28 protein-coding genes and 5 tRNA genes are annotated in these 24,277 nt (G+C 66.3%); 15 read left to right on the top strand and 18 right to left on the bottom strand.

What is annotated here, in order from left to right:
* The coding region (locus tag ACFFRH_RS44835; RefSeq protein WP_512701141.1) for a non-reducing end alpha-L-arabinofuranosidase family hydrolase at nucleotides 1–113 on the top strand (113 nt) is incomplete at its 5' end.
* A gap of 585 nt (nucleotides 114–698) precedes the next feature.
* The gene (locus ACFFRH_RS42910; RefSeq protein WP_386163865.1) at nucleotides 699–1,682 is read left to right on the top strand and encodes a BtrH N-terminal domain-containing protein; all 984 of its coding nucleotides are present in this window, start codon (nucleotides 699–701) and stop codon (nucleotides 1,680–1,682) included.
* 158 nt (nucleotides 1,683–1,840) lie between these two features.
* Here the strand turns inward: ACFFRH_RS42910 and ACFFRH_RS42915 are convergent, their stop codons facing one another.
* The 5 genes from ACFFRH_RS42915 to ACFFRH_RS42935 form a co-directional block, all read right to left on the bottom strand.
* Nucleotides 1,841–2,998, bottom strand: coding sequence for a glycosyltransferase 87 family protein (locus ACFFRH_RS42915; protein WP_386163867.1), 1,158 nt, complete (start codon nucleotides 2,996–2,998; stop codon nucleotides 1,841–1,843).
* 725 nt (nucleotides 2,999–3,723) lie between these two features.
* Nucleotides 3,724–4,248, bottom strand: a complete 525-nt coding sequence (locus ACFFRH_RS42920) for a hypothetical protein (RefSeq protein ID WP_344747060.1) — start codon at nucleotides 4,246–4,248, stop codon at nucleotides 3,724–3,726.
* 706 nt (nucleotides 4,249–4,954) lie between these two features.
* Nucleotides 4,955–5,164 carry a hypothetical protein gene (locus tag ACFFRH_RS42925; RefSeq protein WP_386163869.1) on the bottom strand — a complete coding sequence of 70 codons (210 nt, stop codon included), beginning with the start codon at nucleotides 5,162–5,164 and terminating at the stop codon, nucleotides 4,955–4,957.
* Nucleotides 5,165–5,307: 143 nt separating this feature from the next.
* Nucleotides 5,308–5,373: transfer RNA gene (locus tag ACFFRH_RS42930), tRNA-Leu, on the bottom strand.
* Between the two features lie 336 nt (nucleotides 5,374–5,709).
* Entirely contained in the window at nucleotides 5,710–5,976 is a 267-nt protein-coding gene (locus ACFFRH_RS42935; RefSeq protein ID WP_344747058.1) for a hypothetical protein, read from the bottom strand.
* Between the two features lie 59 nt (nucleotides 5,977–6,035).
* Here ACFFRH_RS42935 and ACFFRH_RS42940 point away from each other — a divergent pair, with 59 nt between their 5' ends.
* Both ACFFRH_RS42940 and fmdA read left to right on the top strand, forming a co-directional pair.
* On the top strand, nucleotides 6,036–6,239 hold the full coding sequence (locus ACFFRH_RS42940) for a hypothetical protein (RefSeq protein ID WP_344747057.1): 204 nt from the start codon (nucleotides 6,036–6,038) through the stop codon (nucleotides 6,237–6,239).
* Between the two features lie 749 nt (nucleotides 6,240–6,988).
* Nucleotides 6,989–8,245, top strand: a complete 1,257-nt coding sequence (gene fmdA / locus ACFFRH_RS42945; RefSeq protein ID WP_344747056.1) for a formamidase — start codon at nucleotides 6,989–6,991, stop codon at nucleotides 8,243–8,245.
* 168 nt (nucleotides 8,246–8,413) lie between these two features.
* On the opposite strand, the gene ACFFRH_RS42950 is transcribed toward fmdA, so the two are convergent.
* A complete protein-coding gene (locus tag ACFFRH_RS42950; RefSeq protein ID WP_350927715.1) occupies nucleotides 8,414–9,700 on the bottom strand; it encodes a hypothetical protein in 1,287 nt (428 codons plus the stop codon).
* Between the two features lie 397 nt (nucleotides 9,701–10,097).
* On the opposite strand from ACFFRH_RS42950, the gene ACFFRH_RS42955 reads away from it, so the two are divergent.
* From ACFFRH_RS42955 to ACFFRH_RS42965, 3 genes are all read left to right on the top strand, one after another.
* Nucleotides 10,098–10,322, top strand: coding sequence for a type II toxin-antitoxin system VapB family antitoxin (locus ACFFRH_RS42955; RefSeq protein WP_329087211.1), 225 nt, complete (start codon nucleotides 10,098–10,100; stop codon nucleotides 10,320–10,322).
* The gene (locus ACFFRH_RS42960; RefSeq protein WP_344747053.1) at nucleotides 10,319–10,720 is read left to right on the top strand and encodes a PIN domain nuclease; all 402 of its coding nucleotides are present in this window, start codon (nucleotides 10,319–10,321) and stop codon (nucleotides 10,718–10,720) included. The genes ACFFRH_RS42955 and ACFFRH_RS42960 overlap by 4 nt, the downstream gene beginning before the upstream one ends.
* 334 nt (nucleotides 10,721–11,054) lie before the next feature.
* Nucleotides 11,055–11,528 carry a hypothetical protein gene (locus tag ACFFRH_RS42965; RefSeq protein ID WP_344747052.1) on the top strand — a complete coding sequence of 158 codons (474 nt, stop codon included), beginning with the start codon at nucleotides 11,055–11,057 and terminating at the stop codon, nucleotides 11,526–11,528.
* Between the two features lie 19 nt (nucleotides 11,529–11,547).
* Here the strand turns inward: ACFFRH_RS42965 and ACFFRH_RS42970 are convergent, their stop codons facing one another.
* Nucleotides 11,548–12,279, bottom strand: a complete 732-nt coding sequence (locus ACFFRH_RS42970; RefSeq protein ID WP_386163874.1) for an IS5 family transposase — start codon at nucleotides 12,277–12,279, stop codon at nucleotides 11,548–11,550.
* Nucleotides 12,280–12,330: 51 nt separating this feature from the next.
* Between ACFFRH_RS42970 and ACFFRH_RS42975 the strand changes: the two genes are divergently transcribed.
* Nucleotides 12,331–12,633 carry a hypothetical protein gene (locus ACFFRH_RS42975; protein WP_344747050.1) on the top strand — a complete coding sequence of 101 codons (303 nt, stop codon included), beginning with the start codon at nucleotides 12,331–12,333 and terminating at the stop codon, nucleotides 12,631–12,633.
* Between the two features lie 232 nt (nucleotides 12,634–12,865).
* On the opposite strand, the gene ACFFRH_RS42980 is transcribed toward ACFFRH_RS42975, so the two are convergent.
* From ACFFRH_RS42980 to ACFFRH_RS42995, 4 genes are all read right to left on the bottom strand, one after another.
* Nucleotides 12,866–12,939 (bottom strand) — tRNA-Phe (locus ACFFRH_RS42980).
* Between the two features lie 28 nt (nucleotides 12,940–12,967).
* Nucleotides 12,968–13,042: transfer RNA gene (locus ACFFRH_RS42985), tRNA-Asp, on the bottom strand.
* A 103-nt stretch (nucleotides 13,043–13,145) separates the two neighbouring features.
* Nucleotides 13,146–13,218 (bottom strand) — tRNA-Glu (locus tag ACFFRH_RS42990).
* 92 nt (nucleotides 13,219–13,310) lie between these two features.
* Nucleotides 13,311–14,813, bottom strand: a complete 1,503-nt coding sequence (locus ACFFRH_RS42995) for a metallophosphoesterase family protein (RefSeq protein ID WP_386163876.1) — start codon at nucleotides 14,811–14,813, stop codon at nucleotides 13,311–13,313.
* A gap of 34 nt (nucleotides 14,814–14,847) precedes the next feature.
* Between ACFFRH_RS42995 and ACFFRH_RS43000 the strand changes: the two genes are divergently transcribed.
* Entirely contained in the window at nucleotides 14,848–15,198 is a 351-nt protein-coding gene (locus ACFFRH_RS43000) for a metallopeptidase family protein (RefSeq protein ID WP_386163878.1), read from the top strand.
* A 168-nt stretch (nucleotides 15,199–15,366) separates the two neighbouring features.
* Nucleotides 15,367–16,662, top strand: a complete 1,296-nt coding sequence (locus ACFFRH_RS43005; protein WP_386163880.1) for an MFS transporter — start codon at nucleotides 15,367–15,369, stop codon at nucleotides 16,660–16,662.
* Between the two features lies 1 nt (nucleotide 16,663).
* Here the strand turns inward: ACFFRH_RS43005 and ACFFRH_RS43010 are convergent, their stop codons facing one another.
* Nucleotides 16,664–17,113, bottom strand: coding sequence for a PspC domain-containing protein (locus tag ACFFRH_RS43010; protein ID WP_386163882.1), 450 nt, complete (start codon nucleotides 17,111–17,113; stop codon nucleotides 16,664–16,666).
* Nucleotides 17,114–17,266: 153 nt separating this feature from the next.
* Here ACFFRH_RS43010 and ACFFRH_RS43015 point away from each other — a divergent pair, with 153 nt between their 5' ends.
* Nucleotides 17,267–18,424, top strand: coding sequence for an acyl-CoA dehydrogenase family protein (locus ACFFRH_RS43015; protein ID WP_386163884.1), 1,158 nt, complete (start codon nucleotides 17,267–17,269; stop codon nucleotides 18,422–18,424).
* Nucleotides 18,425–18,613: 189 nt separating this feature from the next.
* Here ACFFRH_RS43015 and ACFFRH_RS43020 read toward each other — a convergent pair whose 3' ends face one another.
* On the bottom strand, nucleotides 18,614–19,165 hold the full coding sequence (locus ACFFRH_RS43020; RefSeq protein ID WP_386163886.1) for a 3'-5' exonuclease: 552 nt from the start codon (nucleotides 19,163–19,165) through the stop codon (nucleotides 18,614–18,616).
* Between the two features lie 188 nt (nucleotides 19,166–19,353).
* On the opposite strand from ACFFRH_RS43020, the gene ACFFRH_RS43025 reads away from it, so the two are divergent.
* Nucleotides 19,354–19,426 (top strand) — tRNA-Lys (locus tag ACFFRH_RS43025).
* Nucleotides 19,427–19,517: 91 nt separating this feature from the next.
* Here ACFFRH_RS43025 and ACFFRH_RS43030 read toward each other — a convergent pair.
* A complete protein-coding gene (locus tag ACFFRH_RS43030; RefSeq protein WP_386163888.1) occupies nucleotides 19,518–20,618 on the bottom strand; it encodes a tyrosine-type recombinase/integrase in 1,101 nt (366 codons plus the stop codon).
* A 227-nt stretch (nucleotides 20,619–20,845) separates the two neighbouring features.
* On the opposite strand from ACFFRH_RS43030, the gene ACFFRH_RS43035 reads away from it, so the two are divergent.
* Nucleotides 20,846–21,058, top strand: coding sequence for a hypothetical protein (locus ACFFRH_RS43035; RefSeq protein ID WP_386163890.1), 213 nt, complete (start codon nucleotides 20,846–20,848; stop codon nucleotides 21,056–21,058).
* A gap of 451 nt (nucleotides 21,059–21,509) precedes the next feature.
* Here ACFFRH_RS43035 and ACFFRH_RS43040 read toward each other — a convergent pair whose 3' ends face one another.
* Entirely contained in the window at nucleotides 21,510–21,860 is a 351-nt protein-coding gene (locus ACFFRH_RS43040; protein WP_386163903.1) for a tyrosine-type recombinase/integrase, read from the bottom strand.
* A 183-nt stretch (nucleotides 21,861–22,043) separates the two neighbouring features.
* On the opposite strand from ACFFRH_RS43040, the gene ACFFRH_RS43045 reads away from it, so the two are divergent.
* Both ACFFRH_RS43045 and ACFFRH_RS43050 read left to right on the top strand, forming a co-directional pair.
* A complete protein-coding gene (locus ACFFRH_RS43045; protein ID WP_386163892.1) occupies nucleotides 22,044–22,274 on the top strand; it encodes a hypothetical protein in 231 nt (76 codons plus the stop codon).
* On the top strand, nucleotides 22,271–22,432 hold the full coding sequence (locus tag ACFFRH_RS43050; protein WP_386163894.1) for a hypothetical protein: 162 nt from the start codon (nucleotides 22,271–22,273) through the stop codon (nucleotides 22,430–22,432). Before ACFFRH_RS43045 ends, ACFFRH_RS43050 begins: the two co-directional genes overlap by 4 nt.
* A 194-nt stretch (nucleotides 22,433–22,626) precedes the next feature.
* Here ACFFRH_RS43050 and ACFFRH_RS43055 read toward each other — a convergent pair whose 3' ends face one another.
* From ACFFRH_RS43055 to ACFFRH_RS43065, 3 genes are all read right to left on the bottom strand, one after another.
* Nucleotides 22,627–23,061: a DUF998 domain-containing protein gene (locus tag ACFFRH_RS43055; protein ID WP_386163896.1), complete on the bottom strand. Its 435-nt coding sequence runs from the start codon at nucleotides 23,059–23,061 to the stop codon at nucleotides 22,627–22,629.
* Between the two features lie 46 nt (nucleotides 23,062–23,107).
* Nucleotides 23,108–23,548, bottom strand: a complete 441-nt coding sequence (locus ACFFRH_RS43060) for a GNAT family N-acetyltransferase (RefSeq protein WP_386163899.1) — start codon at nucleotides 23,546–23,548, stop codon at nucleotides 23,108–23,110.
* A 229-nt stretch (nucleotides 23,549–23,777) separates the two neighbouring features.
* Nucleotides 23,778–24,277: acyl-CoA carboxylase biotin carboxyl carrier protein subunit (locus ACFFRH_RS43065; protein WP_386163901.1), on the bottom strand; the 500-nt coding region annotated here is incomplete at its 5' end.

The following is a 24,277-nucleotide window of genomic DNA, read 5'->3' on the forward strand; positions in this document are numbered from 1 at the left end:
CCGTCGACCCCTGCAACCTCCAACTGCTCTACCAAGGCCGCAACCCCAACTCCAACGGCGTCGACTACGGCCTGCTGCCCTACCGCCCCGGCCTGCTGACACTCCAGCGCTGACGGCGTGACACGGATCCGGCCCGGACGGCTCCTGAAGGCCCGCCGCGAAGGCGTACACCCCGCCGGGTGAACGCGATCACGACACGCGCTCAGGACCGGGACGGAACCGCCCCGGGCGGGCTCGGCACAAGGCCGAGCCCGCCCGGGTATCGTCCGCGGGGGACGGCCCCGAGACCTGCCAGGGCTACGAGGGCGTCGTCCTGCCGCACCTGATCACCGCCCCGGGCGAACGGCGACTGCGCCTGATCCCCGCTCTGGGCGAACGGCGGCTGCGCCTGATCCCCGGCCTGTCGAGCGTCGGCTGCGCCTGTTCCCGCCCTGGGCGAGCGACGGCTGAAAGCCGGGGCCATCCGCGAGGCCGCCGGCCTCGGGTACATGCGCTTTCACGACCTCCGGCACACGGGTCGAATTCGTGGAGCCGGTCATGAGCTTGCCCGGCCGTCGAGAATGGGTCCGGTCTCGGCTGGACTCTCCCACTGTGGGAGGCCCCACGCTACTCCCAGCGGTCCCCACCAGTTGGTCATGAAGGTGTCGGCGATGGGGACGGTGTGACCGTTCGCCGCGTCAGCCTGAGGAGATCGACGCATGACCATCGTGAAGGACATCGAGACCCGCGGCACGCACCACTGCGAGACGACGGCGCTGGGGGTGCTGTTGCGGCATGAGGGCCTTGATCTGACCGAGCCCATGCTGTTCGGGCTGGGCTCGGGCCTGTCCTTCGTCTACTGGGACAGCAAGGGCATGGCGGTCCCCTTCCTCGGAGGCCGCGTCAGGCCTTTCGACCTCACCAGGAACCTGACCTCCAGGCTGGGACTGACGTTGACGGCCAAGGAGACCACCTCGCCGCGCAGGGCGTGGGAGAACGTGGCCACCCCCATCGACGCCGGTCGGCCGGTCGGCCTTCAGCTCGACTGCTACCACCTGGACTATTTCCGGTCCAAGGTGCACTTCGGCGGTCATGTCGTCGCCATGTACGGCTACGACGAGCACGACGCCTACCTCGTGGACACCGAGCAGCAGGGAGGAGCGGTGCGCACCAGCCGGGTCGGCCTCGCCAGGGCGCGCGCCGAACGCGGTCCGATGACCGCCAGGAACCGATCCTTCACCATCACCCTGCCGGCCCGCCCGTTTTCCTGGCAGGACCAGATCATCCCCGCCATCAAAGACTGCGCCGACGCCTTCCTCGCCGCTCCCATCGCGAACCTGGGCCATCGTGGCATCGAGAAAGCCGGCGAACAGGTGCCCGGATGGCTGCTGCGCGCCGATGAGCCGCGGCAGGACCTGCCACAGACCGCTCTCCTCATGGAGAGGGGCGGCACCGGCGGCGCCCTGTTCCGCGCCCTCTACCGCGACTTCCTCGGCGAGTGCACACTGCTGATCGACGACGGCGACCTCCGCACCGGTCACCGGCTGTACGCCGAGGCCGCCGTCCTGTGGACGGACGTGTCCACCTTGATCGCGAAGGCCGGAGAGAGCGGCGACACGGACCACCTCAAGCAGGCCGGCCTCGTCCTCCACGATCTTTCGCGCATCGAGAAGGACGCCATGCAGGTGCTGCGCCGGTTGTAGCTCAAAGGGAAACCGTCCCGCTCTCGGCACGTTGTCGTCAAATGCCAACACGAACGCCCCGCGCATAGCCGGGAAAATCGCAGGTGGTCGGAGTCGACGGCCACTCCTCCGGCAACCTCACGGACCTGCGCGATCAGGCGCGCAGCCGGTGAAGGTCTCTAGTCGTCGCCCGACCCACGCCTTCTTCGCCGCCGATCGCTCCGGCCATAACAAACCGCGAGCGCCAACAATGTCGTCAGTCCACTGAGCACGTAACTCCCCATCAGCAGCATCAGCCACATTCCGGCATGGGCTGGATATATCAGAAGTGTCGCCAGGGTGATATATCCAGGCAGTAGAAAGACGAACCACAACAACCCTACGCCCGCCTTCTCAAGCGTGGCGTCCACGCGCTGAGCGCGCTGTGCCCAGAGCACCAGGAGCGGTATGCACCAGACCCAGTGGTGCGGCCAGGAAACGGGTGAGACAAGCAGCCCCACGATGGCGCAGGCGGTGATTCCGGCGAGCTCATCCACCTTCTTCGCGGTCCATGCGGCGACCAAAAGCCCACCCGTGCCGACCACCGCGCACAGCGCGAGCCAGAGAGGCACGGTGGGCCAGGAGCCGGGCATCAGCGTAAGCACACCGCGAAGCGACTGGTTGAAAACATCCGAGTCCTGCTCGGTGACCACCCGTTGCGTGTCGAAAAACGCACCACCCCAGTAATAACGCGAATCGGCCGGCAGCAGCAGGAATCCGAGGACGACTGTGCCGAGAAAACCAAGACCAACCATCAGGGCGGCCCGGAAACGACGCGCGAAGAGAAGATAGGGGATGAATATCAACGGGGTGAGTTTGACACCGGCGGCGATGCCCGTTCCTATGCCGCGCCACTTTTCCCTGCCGTGCGTCAGGTCCACAACTATCGCCAGCAGCAGAATAATACCTATCTGCCCGTTCCACAGCGTTAGCATTACTGGATACAAGGGAAGTGACGCGATAACGACCAACAACGTGTGGGTTGCCCGGCGACCACGGCTCCTCACCGCAGCACGGCCGACGAGAATCCATATCAACACCTCAAGGGCGAGTATGGAGACCAGCACCCAGAGGGCGACGGCGGTCTCCATTCCGACCAAGGCGAGAGGCGTGAACAGAATCGCCGCGAACGGCGAATAGGTGAACTTCAGCCATCTCTCACCCACGGCCAAGTCATAGACAGAGGCACGCTGCAGTACCGCTGATCCGCCTTCCCGGTAAACCTCCAGATCGATCCAGCCCTTCGCGTAGATCACGTTGAAGACGAAGGCTGTTAGCGCGCCACTCAACGCGATCAACAATCCGCATGCTATTTGGAAAGAGCCGCCATCTCTCTTACCCAAACGAATTCGCGAACCGGCTGACACTGAAGAAGTCATGGCAACTCCCGGCTTAGCTACGGTGCACGTTAGCCACGCCGGCTTGTCCAAAACTTGTCGGCCTTGCTCGTGCCGACCGCTTACTGATCAGGGCCTGCTGTGTGATCAGGAAGGAGTGTCTCCTTCCTGATCACACAGCAGGCGGAGATCATCCGCGCCGATCGTCTGTAAACAGGTGCGCCCGGTGGTGGGCGGCACCATCAGGGCCGGCACTCGCCGTGCGGGATCTCCATCGTCTGCGGCAGCTCCGTGACGACACGGTCCGCCCCATGTTCCTGACCTGGCCACGTCCCCCGAACGGCCCAGACCGTAGAGAGGCAGGTCGCCCGAATCGCTGGACATCGGCCACGTGTCTCTCACTCACCGGTAATGGGATGACGTTGCTGCCATCGAAGATCAAAAAGCTCCGAACGATATTCGCTCGGAGCGTTCGTGCTCCCCAGCCGCTGCGGTCAGGGGCACGGTCGAACCGCCGGCCTTCCGCTTCTCAAGCGGAGCGATCACCCTGTTCCGCTCGACCGAGACGAGGTCGGAAAACCGTTGACGGCTGCCGACGTGTGTTCGCGGTGGCCGACGTTGTCGTCACCGTTGTCGTCACCCCTCACGCTCCAGAACCAAGACCGGGCGAACATCCCTCGCAGGCATCAGCACAGATTGCCGCCACTGGGGCCAGAACTGACCTGCAAGAAGTAGTCATCGCTGTCCTTCTCTTCCGGCCTGTCGGAGTACCACACCGACAGGTAGACATTCCGGCTGTCGATGACCTTGGTAAGACAGACCTGCGTCACCCCGTCCTCCTGTTCCGGCACCGGCGCCTGCTTCCAGCCGTCCCTGATCGCAGTCTCACGGTAGAAGGACGGCACATCGGCGCGCGACGCCGAAATCCGATAGGACTGCTCGGCATACGCGAGCCGGTCATCGTCATTGCACCCCCCGAGACGTTTCCCGTCAGGCTTCGCCTCGACCGGACGGGCATCGAGGATGCTGAGCGCCACGAGAGCCGAAGCAAGCCGCTTGTCATCGTCGGTACAGCGGGGAAACGGCGAGCGGGGCATCAACAACAAGACCAGGCGATCCGCCACGAAAGTACCGACCCCCAGGGCACCTACGGCGGCGACAGCACCGGCAAGGCCGCCAACCACCAGCATCGCGACAATCAGACGCTTCATGATCCAGAGCCTAGTATCGGCCCCAATAGGCTCGATCGCCTTCTACCAGATCCCTGGCCCCTCATCCGATATACGCCCCCTTCATTACGAGTGAACTGCGTAAATATTGGCGTGCCGGTCTGGGTAGCTACGGCTTACTCAGGTCGGCGACGAGCAGGGCCGAGGTCGCATCCGTCGACTGCCGACAGTCGATCCACATGCGCGGAAAGGCCGAACACCGGGACCGCGTGACCGTCACGCTCCTCCATCGCTACAACACCCGCCTGGAACCGGACGGCGTACTGCGGGTGGCCCGCGAGACCAGGCGCGCGACCCGCTGTCCGTCCCGCACCGAGACCTACGAGAAACACGGCTTGGTCTTCCCGTCCCAGCGCGGTACCCCTAGCTGGACGACCTCCAATGGAGATGGGGAGCGATCCGCAAGGCCACCGACCCCGGCGACATGCGCTTTCACGACCTCCGCCACACCTGCGTGACCCCACTGCTCGGCCTCGGCGTCCCGCCCCAGGTCTTCCGAGACGTCGTCGGACACAGTGGACATCGAGGTGTCCATGACCATCTATATCCACGTCACCCTCGACGACAGGCGCAACGCCCTGGGCAAACGCGGCGATGCCCTCGGCTGACATCGCACGTACATGAATGAAGCGTTCCCGAGGTGACCTCCGGGACGCTTCATCGCTGGCCCTCGTTAATCTGACCCTCGTTAATAGCGCCACTTTTCGCAATGGCGATGCCTGGTCGGCTCTGGTTCCTCACCGCGCAACAATGTGAGTCGTGCCCGCTGCCGGGCTTTGCGCTCCGCCAGGTTGGCATCCTCACCGATGCCCGAATAGGAGCCGCCCATATCGTGCCTGTAGCGGCGACCATCCTGCTCCTGCAAGCGAAGCGGCATCGTGTTGTCCGTCCTGCTCACGTTCTCATGATCCTGCGTTTGGGCGGGATCGTCCAGGACACGAAAAACCTGAGGGTTCGAAGCAGCAGAGACGTTGCTGTCGCCGAAGATCAAAAAAGCCCCGAACGATAATCGCTCGGGGCGTTTGTGCTGCTCAGCTGCTGTGGTCAGGGGCGGGGTCGAACCGCCGGCCTTCCGCTTCTCAGGCGGAACGACCACCCTGCTCCGCTCGACCGACACGAGGTCAGAAGGTTGTGGACGGCTGCCGATGCGTGCTCGCGGTGGCCGATGTTGTCGTCACCGTCGTCGTCAGCCCCACCTCCCGTAGCCGACGCTGGAGGCTCGAAGCATTCAGAGACTCCGCGGTGTCAACACCACCAGCTCAGGCCGGCCGCGGAAGTGCTCACGAGTACTTCATAGTCATCGCCGTACCCCGCTCCCGTCCCATCCACGAACCCTACCGAGAGTTCAACGTTCCTTCCTTCGACGGACCTGGTGAAGCAGTACACCCCTTCACCGTCATCCTCCGGAGGGGGCGTCCACCCGTTCTTGAGCGCGATGTCTCGCTAGAAGGGCAGCACGTCGGCTCGCGGCCCCGAGGACCGGTAAGTCTGCCAGACGGTCGTGATCCGATCGTCCTCATCGCAAGAGTTGTCGCGTCCCTCCTGCGGTGTCGCGCTTGCCGGACGAACATCGAGGATGCCGAGAGAGTCGACGAGCCGGTCATCGTCGGCATCGCAACCGTAGTTCAGCACGAAGAAAGCGACGGGAACGAGCAGAGCACCGCCCCACACAGCAGCGGCCACGAGCACCGCGATCGTCGAGCGCTTCATGAGAACCCCTAACCCTTCGTCCCACCCCGCACGTTATATGCCGGAGTTCACCGGAGCGCTTGGCTCAGACCGAATCGGGAGAGGACTCGATCGACTTCTTCCTCATCGGCGCCTTCGATGTCGATGACGTCGTCCACGTGCAGATCAAGGTGTGCGAATCGGGGCGCCAGTTCAGCCAGCGTGGCCAGCGGATCACCCTCACAGTCCGCCTGATCGATCGTCAGGTTCCCGATGGACAGCTGTTCAAGCTGAGGAAGAACTGAGGAATCCGCGATCCCGTTGGTGATAATCCCGGCTCGTAGACCCTCGGACCACAGCTGCGACAGTCCGTCCAGGGCCTCGCGGCGGCACTCGACGAGGTGATCCGTCCGTCGCGACAGCCGAGCACGGGAGGCTCCATGACTACCCACCTCACGAGGAGCATCTGAGCCCGAGGCGCCCGCTCCAGGAGAGCACGGTCTACAAAAAGCCACATGGTTTACGTATTGCAAACAAAGGAATATTTCCTCTTATTTCCACCTATGAACTAAGCGATCTACCTTATTGTGCAAGCAAGTTGGCGGAAGCGAGATGGATTGCATTGCATTCATACGTTAAATTGCGGATACATCTGAATCTGAGACCATTCCCCGAGATCACGTCGGCAGAGAGGGTCACGACCGGGGAAAACCATTTCAGATTCACTCGAAGGGCGCGTGCTATGGCGGTATATGTCTATCGGTGCCCGTGCTGCTCTGAAATTGAGATCACCTTTCCGATCGGCACCGCACCCGCTGCGGTGCCGTGCCCAGACTGCGGCGCGGCCTCGGTTCGGGCGTTCTCAGCGCCGATGCTCGCGCGTACTCCGGCCGCCATGTCCCCTCGGTTGCAGCGCGCGGAGCGCAGCGCCTTCGAGCCCGAAGTCGTCACGTCCCTGCCGCAGCGCCGTACCGGAGGTGCGACGGTCGCCCATCCCGCTACCAGCCGCCTGCCGCGGCCGTGACCGTCTCGCAGCGCCGAAAGGAATCCAGCCGTGCCAGAGTTGATTTTCCCGCTCGACTCGAAGAGGAAGTTCACCGACCAGGTCAAGATCGGCCACAACCGTTGGCACCCCGCGATCCCGCCTGTGGCATGGGTCAAACCCGGCGACAGCTTCCGGGTCCACTGCCGGGAGTGGTTCGACGGTGCGATCCACAACGACGACTCCGCCGAGGACATCCGTGACGCCCCGTTGACGACGGTGCACGCGCTCAGCGGCCCGTTCGCGGTCGAGGGGGCCGAGCCGGGCGACCTGCTGGTCGTGGACATCCTCGACCTGGGGCCCATCCCCCAGGAGGACAGCGGCCCGCTGGCCGGTCAGGGCTGGGGTTACACCGGGATCTTCCCCACCAAGAACGGCGGCGGGTTCCTCACCGAGCAGTTCCCCGACGCCTACAAGGCGATCTGGGACTTCTCTGGCCAGACTGCCACATCACGTCATATCCCAGCGGTGTCGTTCACCGGCATCACCCACCCCGGGCTCATGGGCACCGCGCCGTCGGCGGCGCTGCTGTCGAAATGGAACGCGAGGGAATCGGCGCTGATAGCCACGGACCCGCAGAGAGTGCCGCCGCTGGCCCTGCCTCCCGAGCCCCGGGACGCCGTTCTCGGCTCTGTCTCCCCATCCGAGTTCGACCGGATCGCGGCCGAGGCGGCCCGCACCGCGCCGCCGCGAGAGAACGGTGGCAATCAGGACATCAAGAACCTCACCCGGGGCTCCCGCGTGTTCTACCCGGTGTACGTACCCGGCGCGAACCTGTCGGTCGGCGACCTGCACTTCTCGCAGGGCGACGGCGAGATCACCTTTTGCGGTGCCATCGAGATGGGCGGCTTCATCGACCTGCGGGTCGAAGTCATCAAGGATGGTATGCAAACGTACCGCGTCGGCGAGAACGCCATCTTCATGCCGGGCCGCACCGGCCCTCAGTACAGTGAGTGGCTCGCCTTCTCCGGGGTGTCCGTCACCCTGGACGGCGAGCAGCGCTATCTTGACTCGCAACTGGCCTACCAGCGTGCCTGCCTGCACGCGATCGACTACCTGACGGCGTTCGGCTACAGCCCCGAGCAGGCATATCTACTGCTCGGCGCCGCGCCGATCGAGGGCCGGCTGTCGGGGGTGGTGGACATCCCCAACTCCTGCGCCACCATCTACCTTCCAACCGCGATCTTCGACTTCGACATCCGTCCCGGCGCCTCCGGTCCGCTCCGCGTGCCACAGGGCACCAGCGCACCGCACGCCGGCTTCGACTGAGAACCGCTGCCCGCCCTGTTGGCCCTCAGGCCGTAGGAGCAGGCATTTATGCAGCTCAACGGCTTAGGTAACCGCGGACCCGTGGGAACCGCGGGAACACCGGGAGTGCGGACGCACGGGCCTCGGCGCCGGGTGCGGCGATCCGCGCGCCCGCGCCTCACACCCCGTTCACTGCCCGTCGATGCGGGCCGTCACGCTCCCGATCCGGTTCCTCCCGTTGGGCGAGTACACGGTTATCCCCTCGCTGTGGAGGTTGACGAACGAGCTGTCGTCCCTGTCGTTCGCGTAGATGTTCTCCGTGTACACGACGCCGTCCTTGGCACTGTCCGTCCCGCCCCGGGATACCTGGATTCCGAACCTGGGGAAGCTGATCCATCCGTCTTCGGTGCTCCTTCCCTGCACCCATCGGGTGTTCACCCCGGTGAGGTCGGCCTTCTCGGCGAACACGGTTCCCCATGCTCCGCTTCCATGGCGCACGTTCAGCCCCTCCTTGGGGAAGCTGATCCATCCGTCATCGGTGCTCCTCCCCTGCACCCATTCGGTGTTCACCCCGGTGAGGTCGGCCTTTCCGGCGAACACCGTCCCCCGTTCCTGGGAGCCGAACGCGCTCCATACGTTCACCGCGCCCTGGGAGAAGGTGATGGTTCCGTCACTGCCGTTCGCCCCTTGCACCCATGGGGTGGTGACACCGGTGGTGACGGTGAGGGTTTCCAGAACGGGATTGCGCACCTGAACGGTCGTGGTGAGGAAGTGTTCCCGCCCGGGCGTGCTGCGGGACGTGGCGGCGAGGGTGTAGGTGGTGGCCCGCCTCGGGGCCGCGGCCGGTGACCAGGAGCGCGCCCCCTGGGGGACCGTCTCCTGCCCACCCGGGAACAGGATCCTGTACTCGAAGTCGTCGGACCCCTCCCAGCTCAGCGTGATCGTTGTTCCGGCGTCCACCATGGCGTTGTCCGGGCGGAAGTCGCGCGGCGCCGGAATCTCCTTCGGAGCGGTCTTCACCAGCGCCACCGCCGCGAAGCCGTCGGTCAGGCGCCCGGTCCTGGTTCTGCCGGTGTGCTCGGTCACCCTCAGCACGGCCAGCCCGGCGGCAGCGGTGACGGTGACGTTCTCCAGCGTCAGCACCAGGTGGTCACCGGAGACGAAAGAGGCTTTGCCGCCGGAGGCGGTGACCTGAAAGGAGTTGGAACCCCCTGACCCCGGCTGGACGTTCACCGGCGACCGGGCGCCCGACCGCGTGCCGTACTCACCCCTGGGACTGATCGTGCTGAAGTCCGAGGTGAGGTCACCGGCGCCGTTACCGACGGGCACCTCCACCGTGATCGTGGACCAGTACGCCGCCTGCGGCCCGGTGTTGGTGACGAGCAGATACACCGTCCCCGTGGACGGGGACCGCCCGGATGCCGACGCCTCCAGGGGCGCCGGGTCGGTGAGGACGGTGTAGGTCAGCATGGTCATGGTCACGACTCCTTCTCTTGGAGGACGGCGCGGGCCGGCGACCCGCCCACTGCGAGAGGACCGGGCCGGGCAGGACAGGCGGCGAGACGGGTGAGGTACCCGGAACCCGCCGCCTGTGACGCGCCGCAGAAGATCACTCCCTCGATCCAAACGTCCGCATTGGAGCGTGACAAGATCACTCAAGGAGGGCATAAAAGGGCGAATCAGCGAGGTTCTCAGCGTCTTGACAGGCATCGGGACCATGCCTCACCGGCCGCTCCGCGGACGCCCCCCCGGCAACCGACTGCCTCCTGACAGGGACATGATCCTCCTTTTCGCGCGTTCAGGTTGCGAACAGCGTCTCCGGATCAACATCGCTGATATACTAATCTCAGTTCGTATATACAGCGGGGGTGTCATGACCAAGACCCTGATCGACCTCGATGACGAGGCACTAGCCGAGGCCGCGAAGTTGCTCGGCACCTCGTCCAAGAAAGACACGGTCAACGCCGCTCTGCGAGAGATCATTGATCGACGCAAGCGGGCAGCGGCCGTAGCTCGCATGCGCGAGATGGTGGCCGAAGGTGAGATCGACTTCTCAGCCATCGACAAGGGTGACAGCGCGCACCAGGCCGTGGCGTGACAGAGCTCTATCTCATAGATACCAGCGCCCTGGTCCGCTTCTACCGCGGCCAGGTCGGGACAGAATGGGACCAGACGGTCTCTGCCGGGCTCGTAGGTATCTGCGAGCCGGTCAGGCAGGAGTACCTCCGAGCTGTCGGCGGCCGACCAGCCTTCTACGAAGCCGGCAATCTGCTCCAGGAGACCTTCCCGTACTATGCCATCCCCGAATCGGCCTGGCACGAGACGAGCGGGTTGCAGCGCGATCTCGCCGACAAGGGATGGCACCAGAGCGCCTCTCCAGTCGATCTCCTCATGGCGGTGACGGCTCGGCATCACAAGCTCACCGTGCTGCATGCCGACGCCGACTTCGACACCATCTCCCGCCTGACCGGACAACCGGTGCGCTGGATCAGCTGACGCGCCGGCAGAAGATCTTCAGGGTTCTCGAGCACGTCTTGTCCGGCGGGCCGGTCGGCCTAGGAGCTGTTCGGAGTTCGGGTCTAGGTGAGGCCCGATGGCGGGCCCTGAGGTGGGAAGTGCGAGAACGGTGGTCGACCGCGTGGGGTTCGGGCCGCTCCGATGATCCTTTTCGGGTGTTCGCATAGGGCATTCCAGATGAATCATTAAATATGGGGCGTATGGTGCGCAAATGCATCCTCCAGAACAGCCCCCACAGCACCCTCCCTCCATCGGTCCGCCACCCGGACGGCGGCCAGGCTCACCTCCGCCGCCCAGGATGAGCGGCAAGAGCGTGGCGATCATCATCGTCACCGCGCTCATCGCGCTCATCGCGGTGGTAGGCGTAATCGGCCTACTGGGCGGCCTGGCCACCTTGCCAGGCGACGGTGCCGAGAAGGCCGTGGCGAAGCCAGCAGCTTCGACGCCGACGCCCGCCAAGACGCTTTCCACGGTCGATGACGCCGAACCAAGCATGGAACCGACGCCCACACCCGACCCGTCGGCGCCCACACCCGACCCGTCGGCGTCGGCACGCGAAGCCGTGTTCACGGCCTCGGTGAAGCAGCGGAAAGCGCTGAAGGACGCCGATTCCTACAAACTGGGGCGGCTCGGCTGGAACATATGCAAGGCGCTGGAGGAAGGAAAGGGCTTCGCCGAGGCTGCGGCCCTCGGCACCAGCGGGTTTGACCTGGATACGTCTGAGTACATAACGAGGGTCGCCATCGTCAACCTGTGCCCACACCAGCGGGACAAAATTCCCGTCTAGGAGCTGCTCAGAGTTCGGATCATGTAGTTGAGGTGAGGAGCTTCAGCCACATGACCAAGCCTCGGAGGCAGAGCCCGGCCTCGTAGCTTTCCGGGGATTTGTCGTAGCGGGTGGCCAGACCGCGCCAGGTCTTGATCTTCTGGAAACAGCGTTCGACGGTGTTGCGCTGCCGGTAGCGCTGCGGATCGAAGACGACGGGCCGCCCGCCTGCTGAACCTCTCTTCTTCCGGTTGGCCTGCTGATCGCTCTTCTCCGGGATGACCGCGCTGATCCCGCGGCGGCGCAGATAGGCACGGTTGGCCTTGGAGGAGTAAGCCTTGTCCGCGGCCACCGCGGCAGGGCGGGTCCGAGGCCGGCCGATCGGATCGGGGATGCGGATCTTGTCCAGGACGGTGACGAACCGCGGGCAGTCAGCGGCTTGGCCAGGCGTGAGCACGAAAGCCAGCGGCAACTCGGAGGCGTCGACCCCGGCATGGATTTTGCTGCTCAGCCCGCCTCGGGATCGGCCAAGCTCGCCAGCCTTTGCCCGGGCTTTGCGGCGTCGCCGTGTAGCGGCACGATCCTGCTGCGACGTGTCCGCGTCGTCCGCGTCGGGTGTGACCTGCGGCGCATCACCCGCAGCACCGGCGGCTGCTCCACAAGCGGAGCCCCCCTTTTCCTCGGTCAGCGCCTGCTCCAACGCATCCAGGGTCTCCCCGGCCACCGCCAGCCCGGCCGACTCCTGATGCGCCCGCACGATCGTGGAATCCACGCTGACCAGCTCCAACCCGACCTGCCCGCGCGATGGGGCGCCCCATTCTGGGTGCGGTTCACGATCTCCAAACCGAGCATGGAGGCGTTCGCCAAGACGGTGACGGAGGAGACAACTATCGATGCCTCCTGCCGATGGCTGGGCCTGTACCGGGTGTGCTGGGCATCCCCCTACTCGACCGTAGAGGCCGAGGCGCTTCCCGGCAGCGCCGCCCTCAGCACCGAGGAATGGGCCATTCATAGCAATACCGGCTTCCTCTGGTTACCCGAAGGCCGACCCGAGGGGACCATGGATGACAGCTACCGGCATCTCGGCGGGAATTGGTACGGCTGGCGTGGCTGGGACAATTGGTGACCACCGGCCTGCTCCCCACGCGGCGGGGTAACCCATTTCAACGGGCACCCGAAATCATCACCTCGAATGAGTGTTGCGGCGGCAACCTGCCCACGCAGTCGGCATATCTCAGACCCGAGACATCAAGAGGCCGGGGCCAATCCCACCTTGCGCTCAACACCGTTGCTGTCACTAGACATCAAAAAGCCCCGGGCCATAATCGGCTCGGGGCGTTTGTGCTGCTCAGTTGCTGTGGTCAGGGGCGGGGTCGAACCGCCGACCTTCCGCTTTTCAGGCGGACGCTCGTACCGACTGAGCTACCTGACCTCGGTGGTGGATCGAACACCTACCAGAGCGGTCCTGACGGGACTTGAACCCGCGACCTCCACCTTGACAGGGTGGCGAGCACTCCAAACTGCTCTACAGGACCTTGCTTCCGGGGCTTTTGTCCCGGTCTTTCTTGCCTTGCTTAGCCTACCAGTTTTCCGGAGGTCTTCGACCTGCCGTTTCCCTGGCGAGCCTTGGCTCGGCCGTGCCCCCAACGGGATTCGAACCCGTGTCGCCGCCTTGAAAGGGCGGTGTCCTAGGCCACTAGACGATGGGGGCTCGAGACTCTCGTCTCGTTCCGTCGCCGTCTTCCGCTGGAGACCTCTGAAGCATAGGGGACTTTTGCCCCCGATGCCAAAGCGGTTTGCGGCCTACGGCGTCGGTGTGACGGTGATCGACCCCGTTGGAGACGGGGCGATCGTCGGCACAGGAGAAATTGTACGGCCAGGGTCGGTCTCAACGTGACGCTGGATCTGTACCGACTGCTCGCCGAGCCCTCCCAGGGTGATGTCGTCCCAGGCCCGCAGGCGGTGCGTGTGGGCGTCGAAGTACAGAACGGAGGCCTCGACGGGGGTGGGTTCGTCGTGTTCCAGGGCGCGGAGACCGGCTCCGCCGGTGGATCCCTGGACCAGGACGCGAGTGCCGGAGGGCAACAGTTCGGTGGATCGCTGGTGGGAGTGACCGGTGAGAACCATCGGGGCCGCGCCGGAGAAGCCCTTGGCGATCGTCGGGTCGTGGACGGCGACCAGATCGACCTGCTTGGGCAACTTCGCCAGCTCGGCGGCGCGCGAGCGGCCGAGGGCCGCGAGCGATTCGAGGTTGGAGTCGACGGAGACGGACTTGTCCGGGGTGAACCGGGGGTCGCCCATGCCGTAGATCCGCAGCCCCGCCACGGTCTTGGCCTCGCCGTCGAGGACGACCGCGCCCTTCTGCCTCGCCACGGCCCGCTGGGTGGTCATGGAGTCGTGGTTGCCCCTGACGAAGACGTACGGGACGCCGAAGGTGCCGATCTCCTCGGTGAACCTGTCCTCGGGCCCGGTGCCGTGGTCGGTCAGGTCGCCGGTGTCGATGATCGCGTCGATCTTGAACTGGGCGGTGACCGAGCGGATGAGGTTCCAGGCGATGGGGCTGAGATGGATGTCGGAGACGTGCAGCACCCGGATGGAGGTGGGGTCGGCGTCGTAGACCGGCAGGGCGGAGACGACGTCGTAGAGCTGGGAGACGTTGTTGACGAGCTTGGCGAGCTGGACCCGGTAGGACTCGAACCTGGTCACGATCGACTCGGCGTCGCCGACGAGGGACGGCGCGCCGGCCAGCAGGCCGGTGTACTTGGGTTCCACCACGGAGTCGGGCCGGAAGGTCAGGGCGATCGCGGCACCCGTACCGGCGATCGCGACGGTGATGCCCAGCAGGCCCGCCAGGGCCGGTCCCGGACGGCGGAAGACGATGAGGGACGTGATCAGGGCACCCGTCAGGCCGCAGAGCGCGGCACGCAGGATCAGCGTCCTGACCCCGGCGCCCAGCTCCTCCTCCAGGAGCGCGGGAAGCCGGTCTGCGGAGAACCTCGGGTCGTCCAGGAATCCGCGGGCCCGGTCGGGGTTGATGTTCTCCAGGGTCACCCGGAGGCTGACCGGGGCGTCATGAGTGTCGAACAGGAGTGTGCCGAAAGGGTGAGCGTCCACGACGGTCTCCCCGGCCCACGAGGGCTCGGCCGACATGCCGAGCTCCACCGGGCCGACGTTGGACCGTACGGCCCCGCCCAGCATGATGCCGAGCCACGCACCGGCCAGGGCGACGGCGGCGACGGCGAGGCCACGGGCGATTCGCCCGGTGGCGACACGACGGGCTCCCTGGGTCCAATCAGCGAATTTCATGCGCCTCCACCTCTACCCGGGATCACGGGGCAGAATGACGGGTGTGATCGAGATCTCGCGGGAGAAGTTCGAGCAGCTCGTGGCCGAAGCTCTGGACACCATTCCCCCCGAGCTGACGAAAGTCATGGACAACGTGGTGCTCGTCGTCGTCGACGATCCCCCCGAACCGGATCTCCTGGGCCTCTACACGGGTATTCCGCTCACCGAGCGGGGCGAGTGGTACGCAGGAGTGTTACCCGACCGGATCGAGATCTACCGCAACCCCATCTGCTCCATCTGCGAGACCGAGGATCAGGTCGTCGAAGAGGTGCAGATAACCGTCGTCCATGAGATCGCTCACCATTTCGGCATCGACGATGACCGGTTGCACGAGCTGGGCTGGTAAGTAACCCCGCGCTGCACGTCAAAGACCTCCTTTCCGGAATGTCACCGCTTATCATCACAGTTTGCATGCGCTTGATTGCTTTCGGTTGCGCGGCGGCCTTACAGCAGGCACCGTAGGTTACACAGTGAACACCTACAGTCAGTGTGCCTGCGAGCTCAGCGGAGTCCTATGGCGGCGACCAAGTCCGGCCGACTACCCGGGCGGCATCGCCGTCCCGCGGAACGCCAAGCGACCTACGGCGAGGTCATCGCCATCAGGGAGTTCCGTGCGCTCTGGCTCGGCCAGGGGCTTTCCCTTCTCGGCGACCAGCTCTCCCGGGTGGCGCTGTCCGTCCTGGTCTTCGAACGGACGGACTCACCCCTGGCGACGGCGTCGGTCTACGCCCTGACCTACCTGCCACCGATCATCGGCGGACCGCTTCTCGCCGGGCTCGCCGACCGCCACGCCCGCCGGCGCATCATGATCGCCTGCGACCTGCTCCGGGCCCTCCTGGTCGCGACCATGGCGGTTCCCGGCGTCTCGTTCGCCGCCCTGTGCGTGCTGGTCTTCTGCGTCGTGCTGCTCAGCGCACCGTTCTCCGCGGCGCGGGCGGCGCTGCTGCCGGAGTTGCTGGAGGGCGACCGCTACGTGGCGGGTTCCGCCCTGCAGAACATGACCAACCAGGGCGCGCAGATGCTCGGCTTCGCCGTCGGCGGCGTCCTGATCATGGGAATGGGCCCGTACCGCGCGCTCGCGCTGGACGCGGCGACCTTCCTGGCCTCCGCGCTCATCATCGTCTCGGGGGTACGGCGACGTCCCGCCCCCATCCCCGCCGACGAGAACCGGCCCTCGATGTGGACGATGACCCGCTCCGGCGCCAAGCTGGTCTTCGGCGACCCCCGGCTGCGTACGCTGGTGCTCTTCGCCTGGCTCTGTGGCTTCTACGTGCTGCCCGAGGGGATCGCGAGCCCGTACGCCGACCAGCTGACCGGGAATCCCCGGGAGCTCTCGCTCGTCACCGGCCTGCTGATGGGCGCGATGCCCACCGGTACGGTCGTCGGCGCGTTCCTCTACAGCCGCTACGTCAGCCCATCGAACCGGTTGCGGTCGATGGGCTGGATGGCGATGCTGACCTGCGCGCCGCTGATCCTGTGCGCCGCGCAGCCACCGCTTCCTGTGGTGCTGCTGCTGTGGTTCGTGTCCGGCCTGGGCGGGGCCTACCAGCTCGCGGCCAACGCCGCCTTCGTGCAGTGCGTCCCCGCCGAGCAGCGGGGACAGGCCTTCGGCCTGGTCCAGTCGGGCCTGCTGGCCTCCCAGGGCGTCGGCATCCTGGTCGGCGGGGCCGCTGCCGACCGGCTCGGCCCCGAGACGGTGGTCGCACTGGCCGGCGCGACCGGGCTCGCCCTGGCGGCCGCGCTGGCCGTGCTCTGGAGGAGTTCCCGCAGGGAGATCATCGAGAGGGTTCGCGCGGAGGCGACCTCCTGACTCACACCTGGGGGCGGGTGTCGTCGCCCTGCCGCGGCGCCGTGCCGTACGGGGCCTGGGGAGCGACGGGCGGGGCGGGCGGGAAGGGGGTCTCGTGGGTGGCGGGGTACTCCGGGGCCGGCTGGTGCGGCGCGCGGTGCTGGTTGGTGGCCTTGGCCCAGCCCTGCTCGGCCTTGGTCCTGGCGTCCACCCAGATCGGGTTGTCCTTGTTCTTGTCGATCACGTCCTGCAGGACCGACCTGTCCTTGTTCTCGTCGGGCAGGAGCACCCAGCCGATCACGTAGACGGCCACCCCGAGGCCACCGAAGAAGGTGGCGATGGCGAGGGCGGCCCGGATGATGTTGGGGTCCACCCCCACGTAGCGTCCGAGGCCGGAGGCCACACCCGCGATGATGCGGCCGTCCCTGGTCCGCTGGAGTCTCTTGACACCGGTGAAGTCGTTTTCGTTCATGTCCTCAGACTGCCCGAGAGGGGACGTTCCTCACATCGGGATTCCCCCTGGCACGACCCTGACATACACCCCGCCCCTGGCCGAACGCCACCCTGACCTCTGTCCCACCCGCACCGGTAATACCCTGACAGGGCCGAAGAGAGAGGGAATCTCATGGACGATCTCCTGCGCATCGACGACACGCTCTCCGAGGAGCAGCGCCTCATCCGCGACACCGTACGGGGCCTCGTCGCGGACCGGATCCTCCCCCACGTCGGCGACTGGTTCGAGGAGGCCGCCTTCCCCGCCCGCGAGCTCGCCCCGGCGCTCGGCGCGCTCGGCGTGCTGGGCATGCACCTGGAGGGGTACGGCTGCGCGGGCCTCGACGCCGTCTCGTACGGCGTGGCCTGCCGCGAACTGGAGGCGGGAGATTCCGGACTGCGGTCGTTCGTGTCCGTGCAGGGCTCGCTCGCGATGTTCCCGATCTGGAAGTACGGCTCCGAGGAGCAGAAGGACGAGTGGCTCCCCCGGATGGCCGCGGGCGAGGTGATCGGCTGCTTCGGCCTGACCGAGCCCGACCAGGGCTCCGACCCCGCGGGCATGCGCACCCACGCCAAGCAGGACCCCTCGGGTGACTGGATCCTCAACGGCTCCAAGATGTGGATCACCAACGGCTCCGTCGCCGACATCGCCGTGGTCTGGGCGCAGACCGAGAACGGCGTCCGCGGTTTCGTGGTGCCCACGGACTCGCCGGGCTTCACCGCCCCGGAGATCCACAGGAAGATGTCCCTGCGGGCCTCGGTGACCTCCTCGCTGTACTTCGACGACGTCCGGCTGCCCGCGTCCGCCGCGCTGCCCGGGGTACGCGGCCTGAAGGGCCCGCTGTCGTGCCTGTCGGAGGCCCGTTTCGGCATCGTGTGGGGAGTGGTGGGCGCCGCCCGCGCCTGCCTGGAGTCGGCCGTCGACTACTCCACCTCCCGCGTCCAGTTCGGCAGGCCCATCGGCGGCTTCCAGCTGACCCAGGAGAAACTCGCCTGGATGTACGTCGGCCTGGGGCAGTCGCAGCTCACCGCCCTGCACCTGGGCCGCCTCAAGGACGCGGGGACCCTCACCCCGCGCCAGGTCAGCTTCGGCAAGCTCGCCAACGTCCGCGCGGCCCTGGACATCGCCCGTCAGGCACGCTCCATCCTGGGAGGCAACGGCATCACGCTGGAGTATCCGGTGATCCGGCACATGAACAACCTGGAGAGCGTCCTGACGTACGAGGGGACCGAGGAGATCCACACGCTCGTGCTCGGCGAGGCCCTCACCGGCATCCCCGCCTACCGCTGACCCTCCCCCTGCCCCTCTCCCTCCCCTGCCCCTCTCCGCGCTGGTCCTCTCCGGGGCTCATCGGGGCTCGTCGGCGGCGAGGCCCGCGGGGTCCGACTCCGGAACCCATCGGCGGCGAGGAGTGCCGCTGGGGGTCTCCTCCAGAACTCCTCGGTGGCGAGGACGCCACTGAGGGCTCCCCTCCGGGACCTATCTCCGGCGGGGGTGCCGCTGAGGCAGCCCGGAGGGACGCCACTCGGGGCTCTGTGCCGCCCTGCCGAGCTCCTCCTCCCAGGAGACGCCCGTACGCAGGTAGAAGCGGAGCAGCTCGGCGCTGGCGCGGGCGTCGGCGAGCGCGGCGTGCGCGCCGAAGATCGGGATGCCGGCGCGCTCGCAGCACGCGGCGAGCGTCCACCTGCCGTCGGGGATGAAGGCGGGTGCGAGCCGCTGCGTGCACAGGGTCTCGGTCACCCACTCGCCGCCGGGGAGGCTCCGCAGGAAGCGCAGGTCGAAGGAGGCGTTGTGGGCCACCAGGACCCGGCCGGCGACCCGCTGCCAGATGTCGTCCAGCAGCTCCTCGATCACCGGAGCGCTCTGGACCATCGCGTTGGTGATGCCGTGGACGTGGACGGCCCCGGTGCCGCGCCTGGGGTTGACCAGCGAGTGCCACTCGTCGACGGTCTCGCCCCTGGCATCCAGCGAGATGAGCGCGATCTCGCAGATCCGGTCGCCCCTCGACGGCGAGAAACCTGTGGTCTCCACATCGACCACGACATACCCTGGGCGCGTGGAGACAGGGGAGGTAAGGGCGGGCTCAAGCCCCGAGCTCGTCATGCCTGCCACTCTAGGAGCCGTTCCCGCCCCCCACCGGCCGTTCCGCAAACAGATGACCATGAATGGGCCTGGCGACGGACGTTAGTGGACACTATCCTCGGTACGCTGTCACCTGCGGGGCGTTAGCTCAATGGTTAGAGCTGCGGACTTTTAATCCGTAGGTTCTGGGTTCGAGTCCCAGGCGCCCTACCCAAACGACCTGGGCAGACTCCCCTTTTGCCATGATCGGGAAGTCTGCCCAGTTGCATTTCCAGTTGCAGTTATGACCGGCCCGTTGCTGTCAGCCGTCCCACAGCGCCCGCCCCATCCGGCCCGCCGCCTCGATCGCGAGTGTCTCCGTGATGTGGGTGTACCGCTTGGTCGTGGTGAGCTGGGAGTGTCCGAGGACCGCCTGAATCACCCGGATGTCCACTCCCTGTTCGAGCAGGAGCGTCGCGGCCGTGTGGCGCGCGTCGTGAACGCGGGCGTCCTTGTCGATCTCGGCGAGCTGCAGCAGCTGCTTCCAGTCGTCCCAGTCGTCCCCGGCATCGATCGGGTTCCCGTCCGGCGTGCACCAGACGAGATCCCACTCTTTCCACCTGTCCCCCGCCGCTTCTCGTTCGAGCCTCTGTGCCTCCTTGTGGAGCTTGAGGAGAGCGATCAGGGGCGGAGGCAGGGCGATGGACCGTTTGCCCTTGCCCTTCGGTTTGGTGAACGTCCAGCCCCCGGCACGATCCGGGCAGGCAAGAGCGTGCTTGGCGCAGTCGGCGGCGCAGAACTTCGGACATGCGCCCCCGTGCTTGGTGCAGTTCTTGCGGCACGCGGTGAGGCAGACGTGCCGACGTCCAGAGGTGCGCTTGGCCTTGGGGCAGTCCTTCGGGCAGGGGTAACGGTGCAGGCGGGCAGCGCAGGTGTGGGGGTCCTTGCAGCCGTGCCGGTAGCGAAGCCGCTTGATCTGCCAGAACACCCGGATCACACCTTTGTCCAGGTCCACGTACTTCCACCGCAGACCCAGCGATTCCGATTGCCGAAGTCCCAGCGCGAGCGCCACCGACCAGCGGGTACCGTTCCGGCGATCCTTGACCACGGTCAGGATGTCCTGCGCCTCTTCCCTGAGCAGCGGCTCAATCTCGTTGTCCTCACCGGTCGGCGCGTCGATCATGCCGCAGACGTTGCGCGCGATCAGTTCACGTCGTACCGCCAGCTTGAGAGCGCGCGACAAGATCCGGTGAATCTGCAAGATCGTATTGGGCGACAGCCCTTCCTTGGCCAGCCCGGCGTAGAAGGCATCCAGGTGATCGGGACGAAGCCGGTCGAGGCGATGCGCGCCGAGCCGGGGAATGATCCACCATTCGGCCTTTGGCCGGTAAGTGCTGTCCAGCGTGAGCTGACTGACCCGCATGGGCGCGATCTCTTCAAGGGGCGGCGGCGCTGCACGCCATCGCCCGGCCCTGCGCCTGCCAGCGCACGCCGGGCATGCGGCCTAGGGACCGGTCCCGGCGCGCGGGCAGGACTCCGGGCCGTCACCGCCCACGCACCGCGCCGTACCTGACCATCCACCGCCGCACCAGGGTCACACCGCCGCCTTTTCGAATACTGGCGTATGATCATGCTGTGACAGTGCACCAGATGCGCAAAGAACTGGCCCTGATGTTCGTCGTCATGAGCGTCACAGTGGCCGTGGTTGGTTTCTGCACAGCGTTGGTGTTCAAGAACTTTTCTCTGCCGGACGCGTTTGTAGCCACTCTTGACATGGGCCAGTCTCTGATGATCGCTCTACTCGCCACATTCCTAGGTTTCACCGTGGGGCGTCTGTTCAGATTCATGAAGAGCGGGAGCTAGCGCCCAGGAGGGTCGCTTCAAATCTGAGGTGATCGCTAGTCGAAACAATCGGTTTCGTGACAGCCTGGGTAAGGGGCTGATCTCAGGACTCACTGCGACCCTCACGATCGCCTTGCGATGGACGATCGCCATACATGGCTGGGGGCGATCGAAGGGCCAGGGCTTTGTCCCTCAGCCCTGACCCACCGGGCACCGGGGTTGCACTTCGGGTTGCAATACAGGGGCGTTCAGAGCCGTTCAGGATGGACCGCACACGTCCGCTGACCTGCATTGGACTATCTGGAACAGCGCGAAGCCGATCTTCTAATCCGTAGGTTCTGGGTCCGAGTGCCAGGCGCCCTACCTGCGAAAAAAGCAGTCATCGATCTTGTTTTAAAGAGCGATGACAGCCACCTTTGACAGCCAAGAGGGCCAGTCCCTACCAGGAGCCCGGCCCTCAACATTTCTTTGATCACCCGAAAAGCCTCCTGGCGACCGTATCGACGGCCGCCCGTTCGATGTCCGGGAGCACATCCGTGTACGTGTTCATGGTCAGCCCGATCTGACTGTGACCCAGCGTTTTCATAACGGTTCGAGGCGAAGCGCCGGAGGCGAGCAGGAATGAGGCGTAGGCATGGCGCAGGTCATGAAGTCTCAACCAGCCAAGCCCCACCCCCTTTCGGATGGCCCGCCACCGGGTGCTGAGATTGCCCGGTTCGATGGGTGTTCCGATCGTGGACGGGAAGATGAGCCCGAGGTTCTGCCATCGTTTGTCCGCGGCGAGCTGTTCGGCCGCCTGAGCCCGCTTGTGTTTGCGGAGCACCGCCAAGGTCGGTTCCGGCGCGGGGGCGCTGCGGCGAGACCGGTCCGTCTTGGGATCGACGAAGCGAGGAGAACCGTCCGCCCGCCGGTGACTCAACGAAAGCCGGGACACATCAACCTCCAGCAATCCCGGCGCGGCTCAGCTTGCAATGCCACGTTAATGACATGCGACATGAGAGGGTTGATGACGACTGTGACGGCATTCGATGAGAGTGAGCGTCTGATCTGGGCCGGGCAGGCCGGAGCGTATGCCGGTTCTTTCGCCAGGCTCTGCGCTTTTCCCGTCGGATGGCTGCTCGATGCCGCCGGAGTTCGGCTGGGAACGCATGTGCTCGATGTTGGCACCGGCACGGGAGCCGCTGCCGCCGGTGAGGGCTGGCACGCCGCTCGTCCGCCTGCTTCGCTGGTGTCATGACGAATCTTCGGCGTCCCACCCGATCCCCCTGGCGCGCCTTCGCCACGCTGGTCGTGGTGGCACTCCTGCTGGGTGTGGCGATCGCTGCGGTTGCGTGGTGGGTGCTGGTGATGCTGGGGAACGAGATCTGGAGCTGGGTACCGCAGTTTCCCAGTTAGATGCCCGGTTCGGTCATCGGCGAGAGCCAGTGGGACCGCCGTGGCACCTTGTTGCTCTTCGGCGGTTCGGCGCTCGGTGACCCGCTGTAGCGCGGGTCCGAAGATTCGGGCGAGCACGGCTACACGTCCAAAGGGCGGCTGTCCGGAATCATCGTGGCCCCCAGCCGGGAATGCCCGAGCGTCTCGGTCTCGGATCAGCCCTGGCGCATCGCGCGCCTGATGCCGAGGGCGGTGGCGATCAGCCAGACGACGAACGTCACGACCATGAGGCGCTCCCCCGGCCCGGTGGCCGAGCGGCTGCCGAACAGGCCGCCGAGCCGGCTGTCGAGGAGGCCCGTGGCCCAGAAGATCACATAGCCCGCCGGTGGAAGGAAGGCGAGTCCGTTCAGCGTCGCGGTGTCCGTGGCCTTGCGGATCGCGCGGGTGATCAGTGGCCCGGCGAGGGCGAGGCAGGTGAACGCCAGGATGCCGGCCGCCGCGTGGATCACTCCTGAGGTGGTCACGAACCGAGGGTCCGTCGGGTCGATGGGATCGGTGGGGAACGCGCCGACCGTCACCATGCCGAGTCCTGCCGTCGTCAGCGGCGTGAGACCGGTGCGCGGCCCGACGGGGAGGGCTCCTGCCTTCAAGGATCTCCGTCCGTGTCCGGAGCGACGAGGCGCGAACGATTCGAGGTCAGGAAAGCCGCAGGTCGATCCAGGGGATGGCGTCTCCCGGCAGCAGGTAACGCTCGGTCTCGGCGAACCCGTGCTTCAGCGCGAACCGCAGGCCGTCCTCGTTGGAGGACAGGACGACGGTCTCGATCACTTCGGCACCGAGTTCGCGTGCCCGCCGCAGCCCGCGCGCGTAGAGTTCCTCGCCGAACCCCCGCCCACGATGAGCGGCGAGCACACGGGCGATCACTGTGGCCGTCGACGTGTCGTCCGTCGGCGGGCGCACGGTGCTGCAGCCCACGAGGACGTCACCGAGATAGGCGACCTCCAGGTGATGCCGCCGGGCGCGTTCCCGTACCTCGTCCAGGGACAGGCCGTGGGTAGGGATGATCACGTTGTGGACGTGTCGCCAGTCTTCGAGCTCGGTGTCGTCGTCCGGCTGTTTGACGCGAAGATCGGACATCGCAAAAGGAAACCGGAGCACACCGCGGGACGTCAACCCGGTTTGCCTCGACGGCAGGTCACCGCCCCGGACGTGGCACGCGACCGGCCCGTCGTCGATCAGGGCACTGTCTCGGCGCGGGGTGTGGGACCAGGACGCAGAGCAGGAAACCAGGACCAGGTCGCTGCGACGAAGCGGGCCGATCGAGCCCTGCCCCTGTTCCGCGGGCCGGGCCGGGCCGTCGCCGGGGTCACATGTCGGTGATCTCGCAGATGACGGCGCCGGCGGCGATGGTCTGGCCCGCGGTGACGCCGAGGTTGGTGATCATGCCTGGTTTGTGGGCGGTGATGGCCTGCTCCATTTTCATCGCCTCGATGACCACCACGAGGTCACCGGTGTCGACCAGGTCCCCGTCGATCCTGGCGACCATCGCGACGGTGGCCTGCATGGAGCTGACCAGCGCGTCTCCCCCCACCGGCGCCTGCCTGGCCATGCCGCCGCCGCGGCGCGGCGTCCTGGGCGCCGGAGCGGGCGCGGCGGGGCCGAAGCTCGCGGGCAGCACCACCTCCAGCCGCCTGCCGCCGACCTCGATGAGCACCTTCTCGCGAGGTTCCGGCACCTCGGCGTCGCCGGTCCCGGGGTGGGGCGGGATGGTGTTGTCGAACTCGGTCTCGATCCAGCGGGTGTGCACCGTGAACGGGTCGCCGGTGAACGCGGGATCGGACACCACGGCCCGGTGGAAGGGCAGCA

It is taken from the genome of Streptosporangium vulgare (genome assembly GCF_042428775.1).
In the GTDB taxonomy this organism is placed as follows: Bacteria; Actinomycetota; Actinomycetes; order Streptosporangiales; family Streptosporangiaceae; genus Streptosporangium; species Streptosporangium vulgare.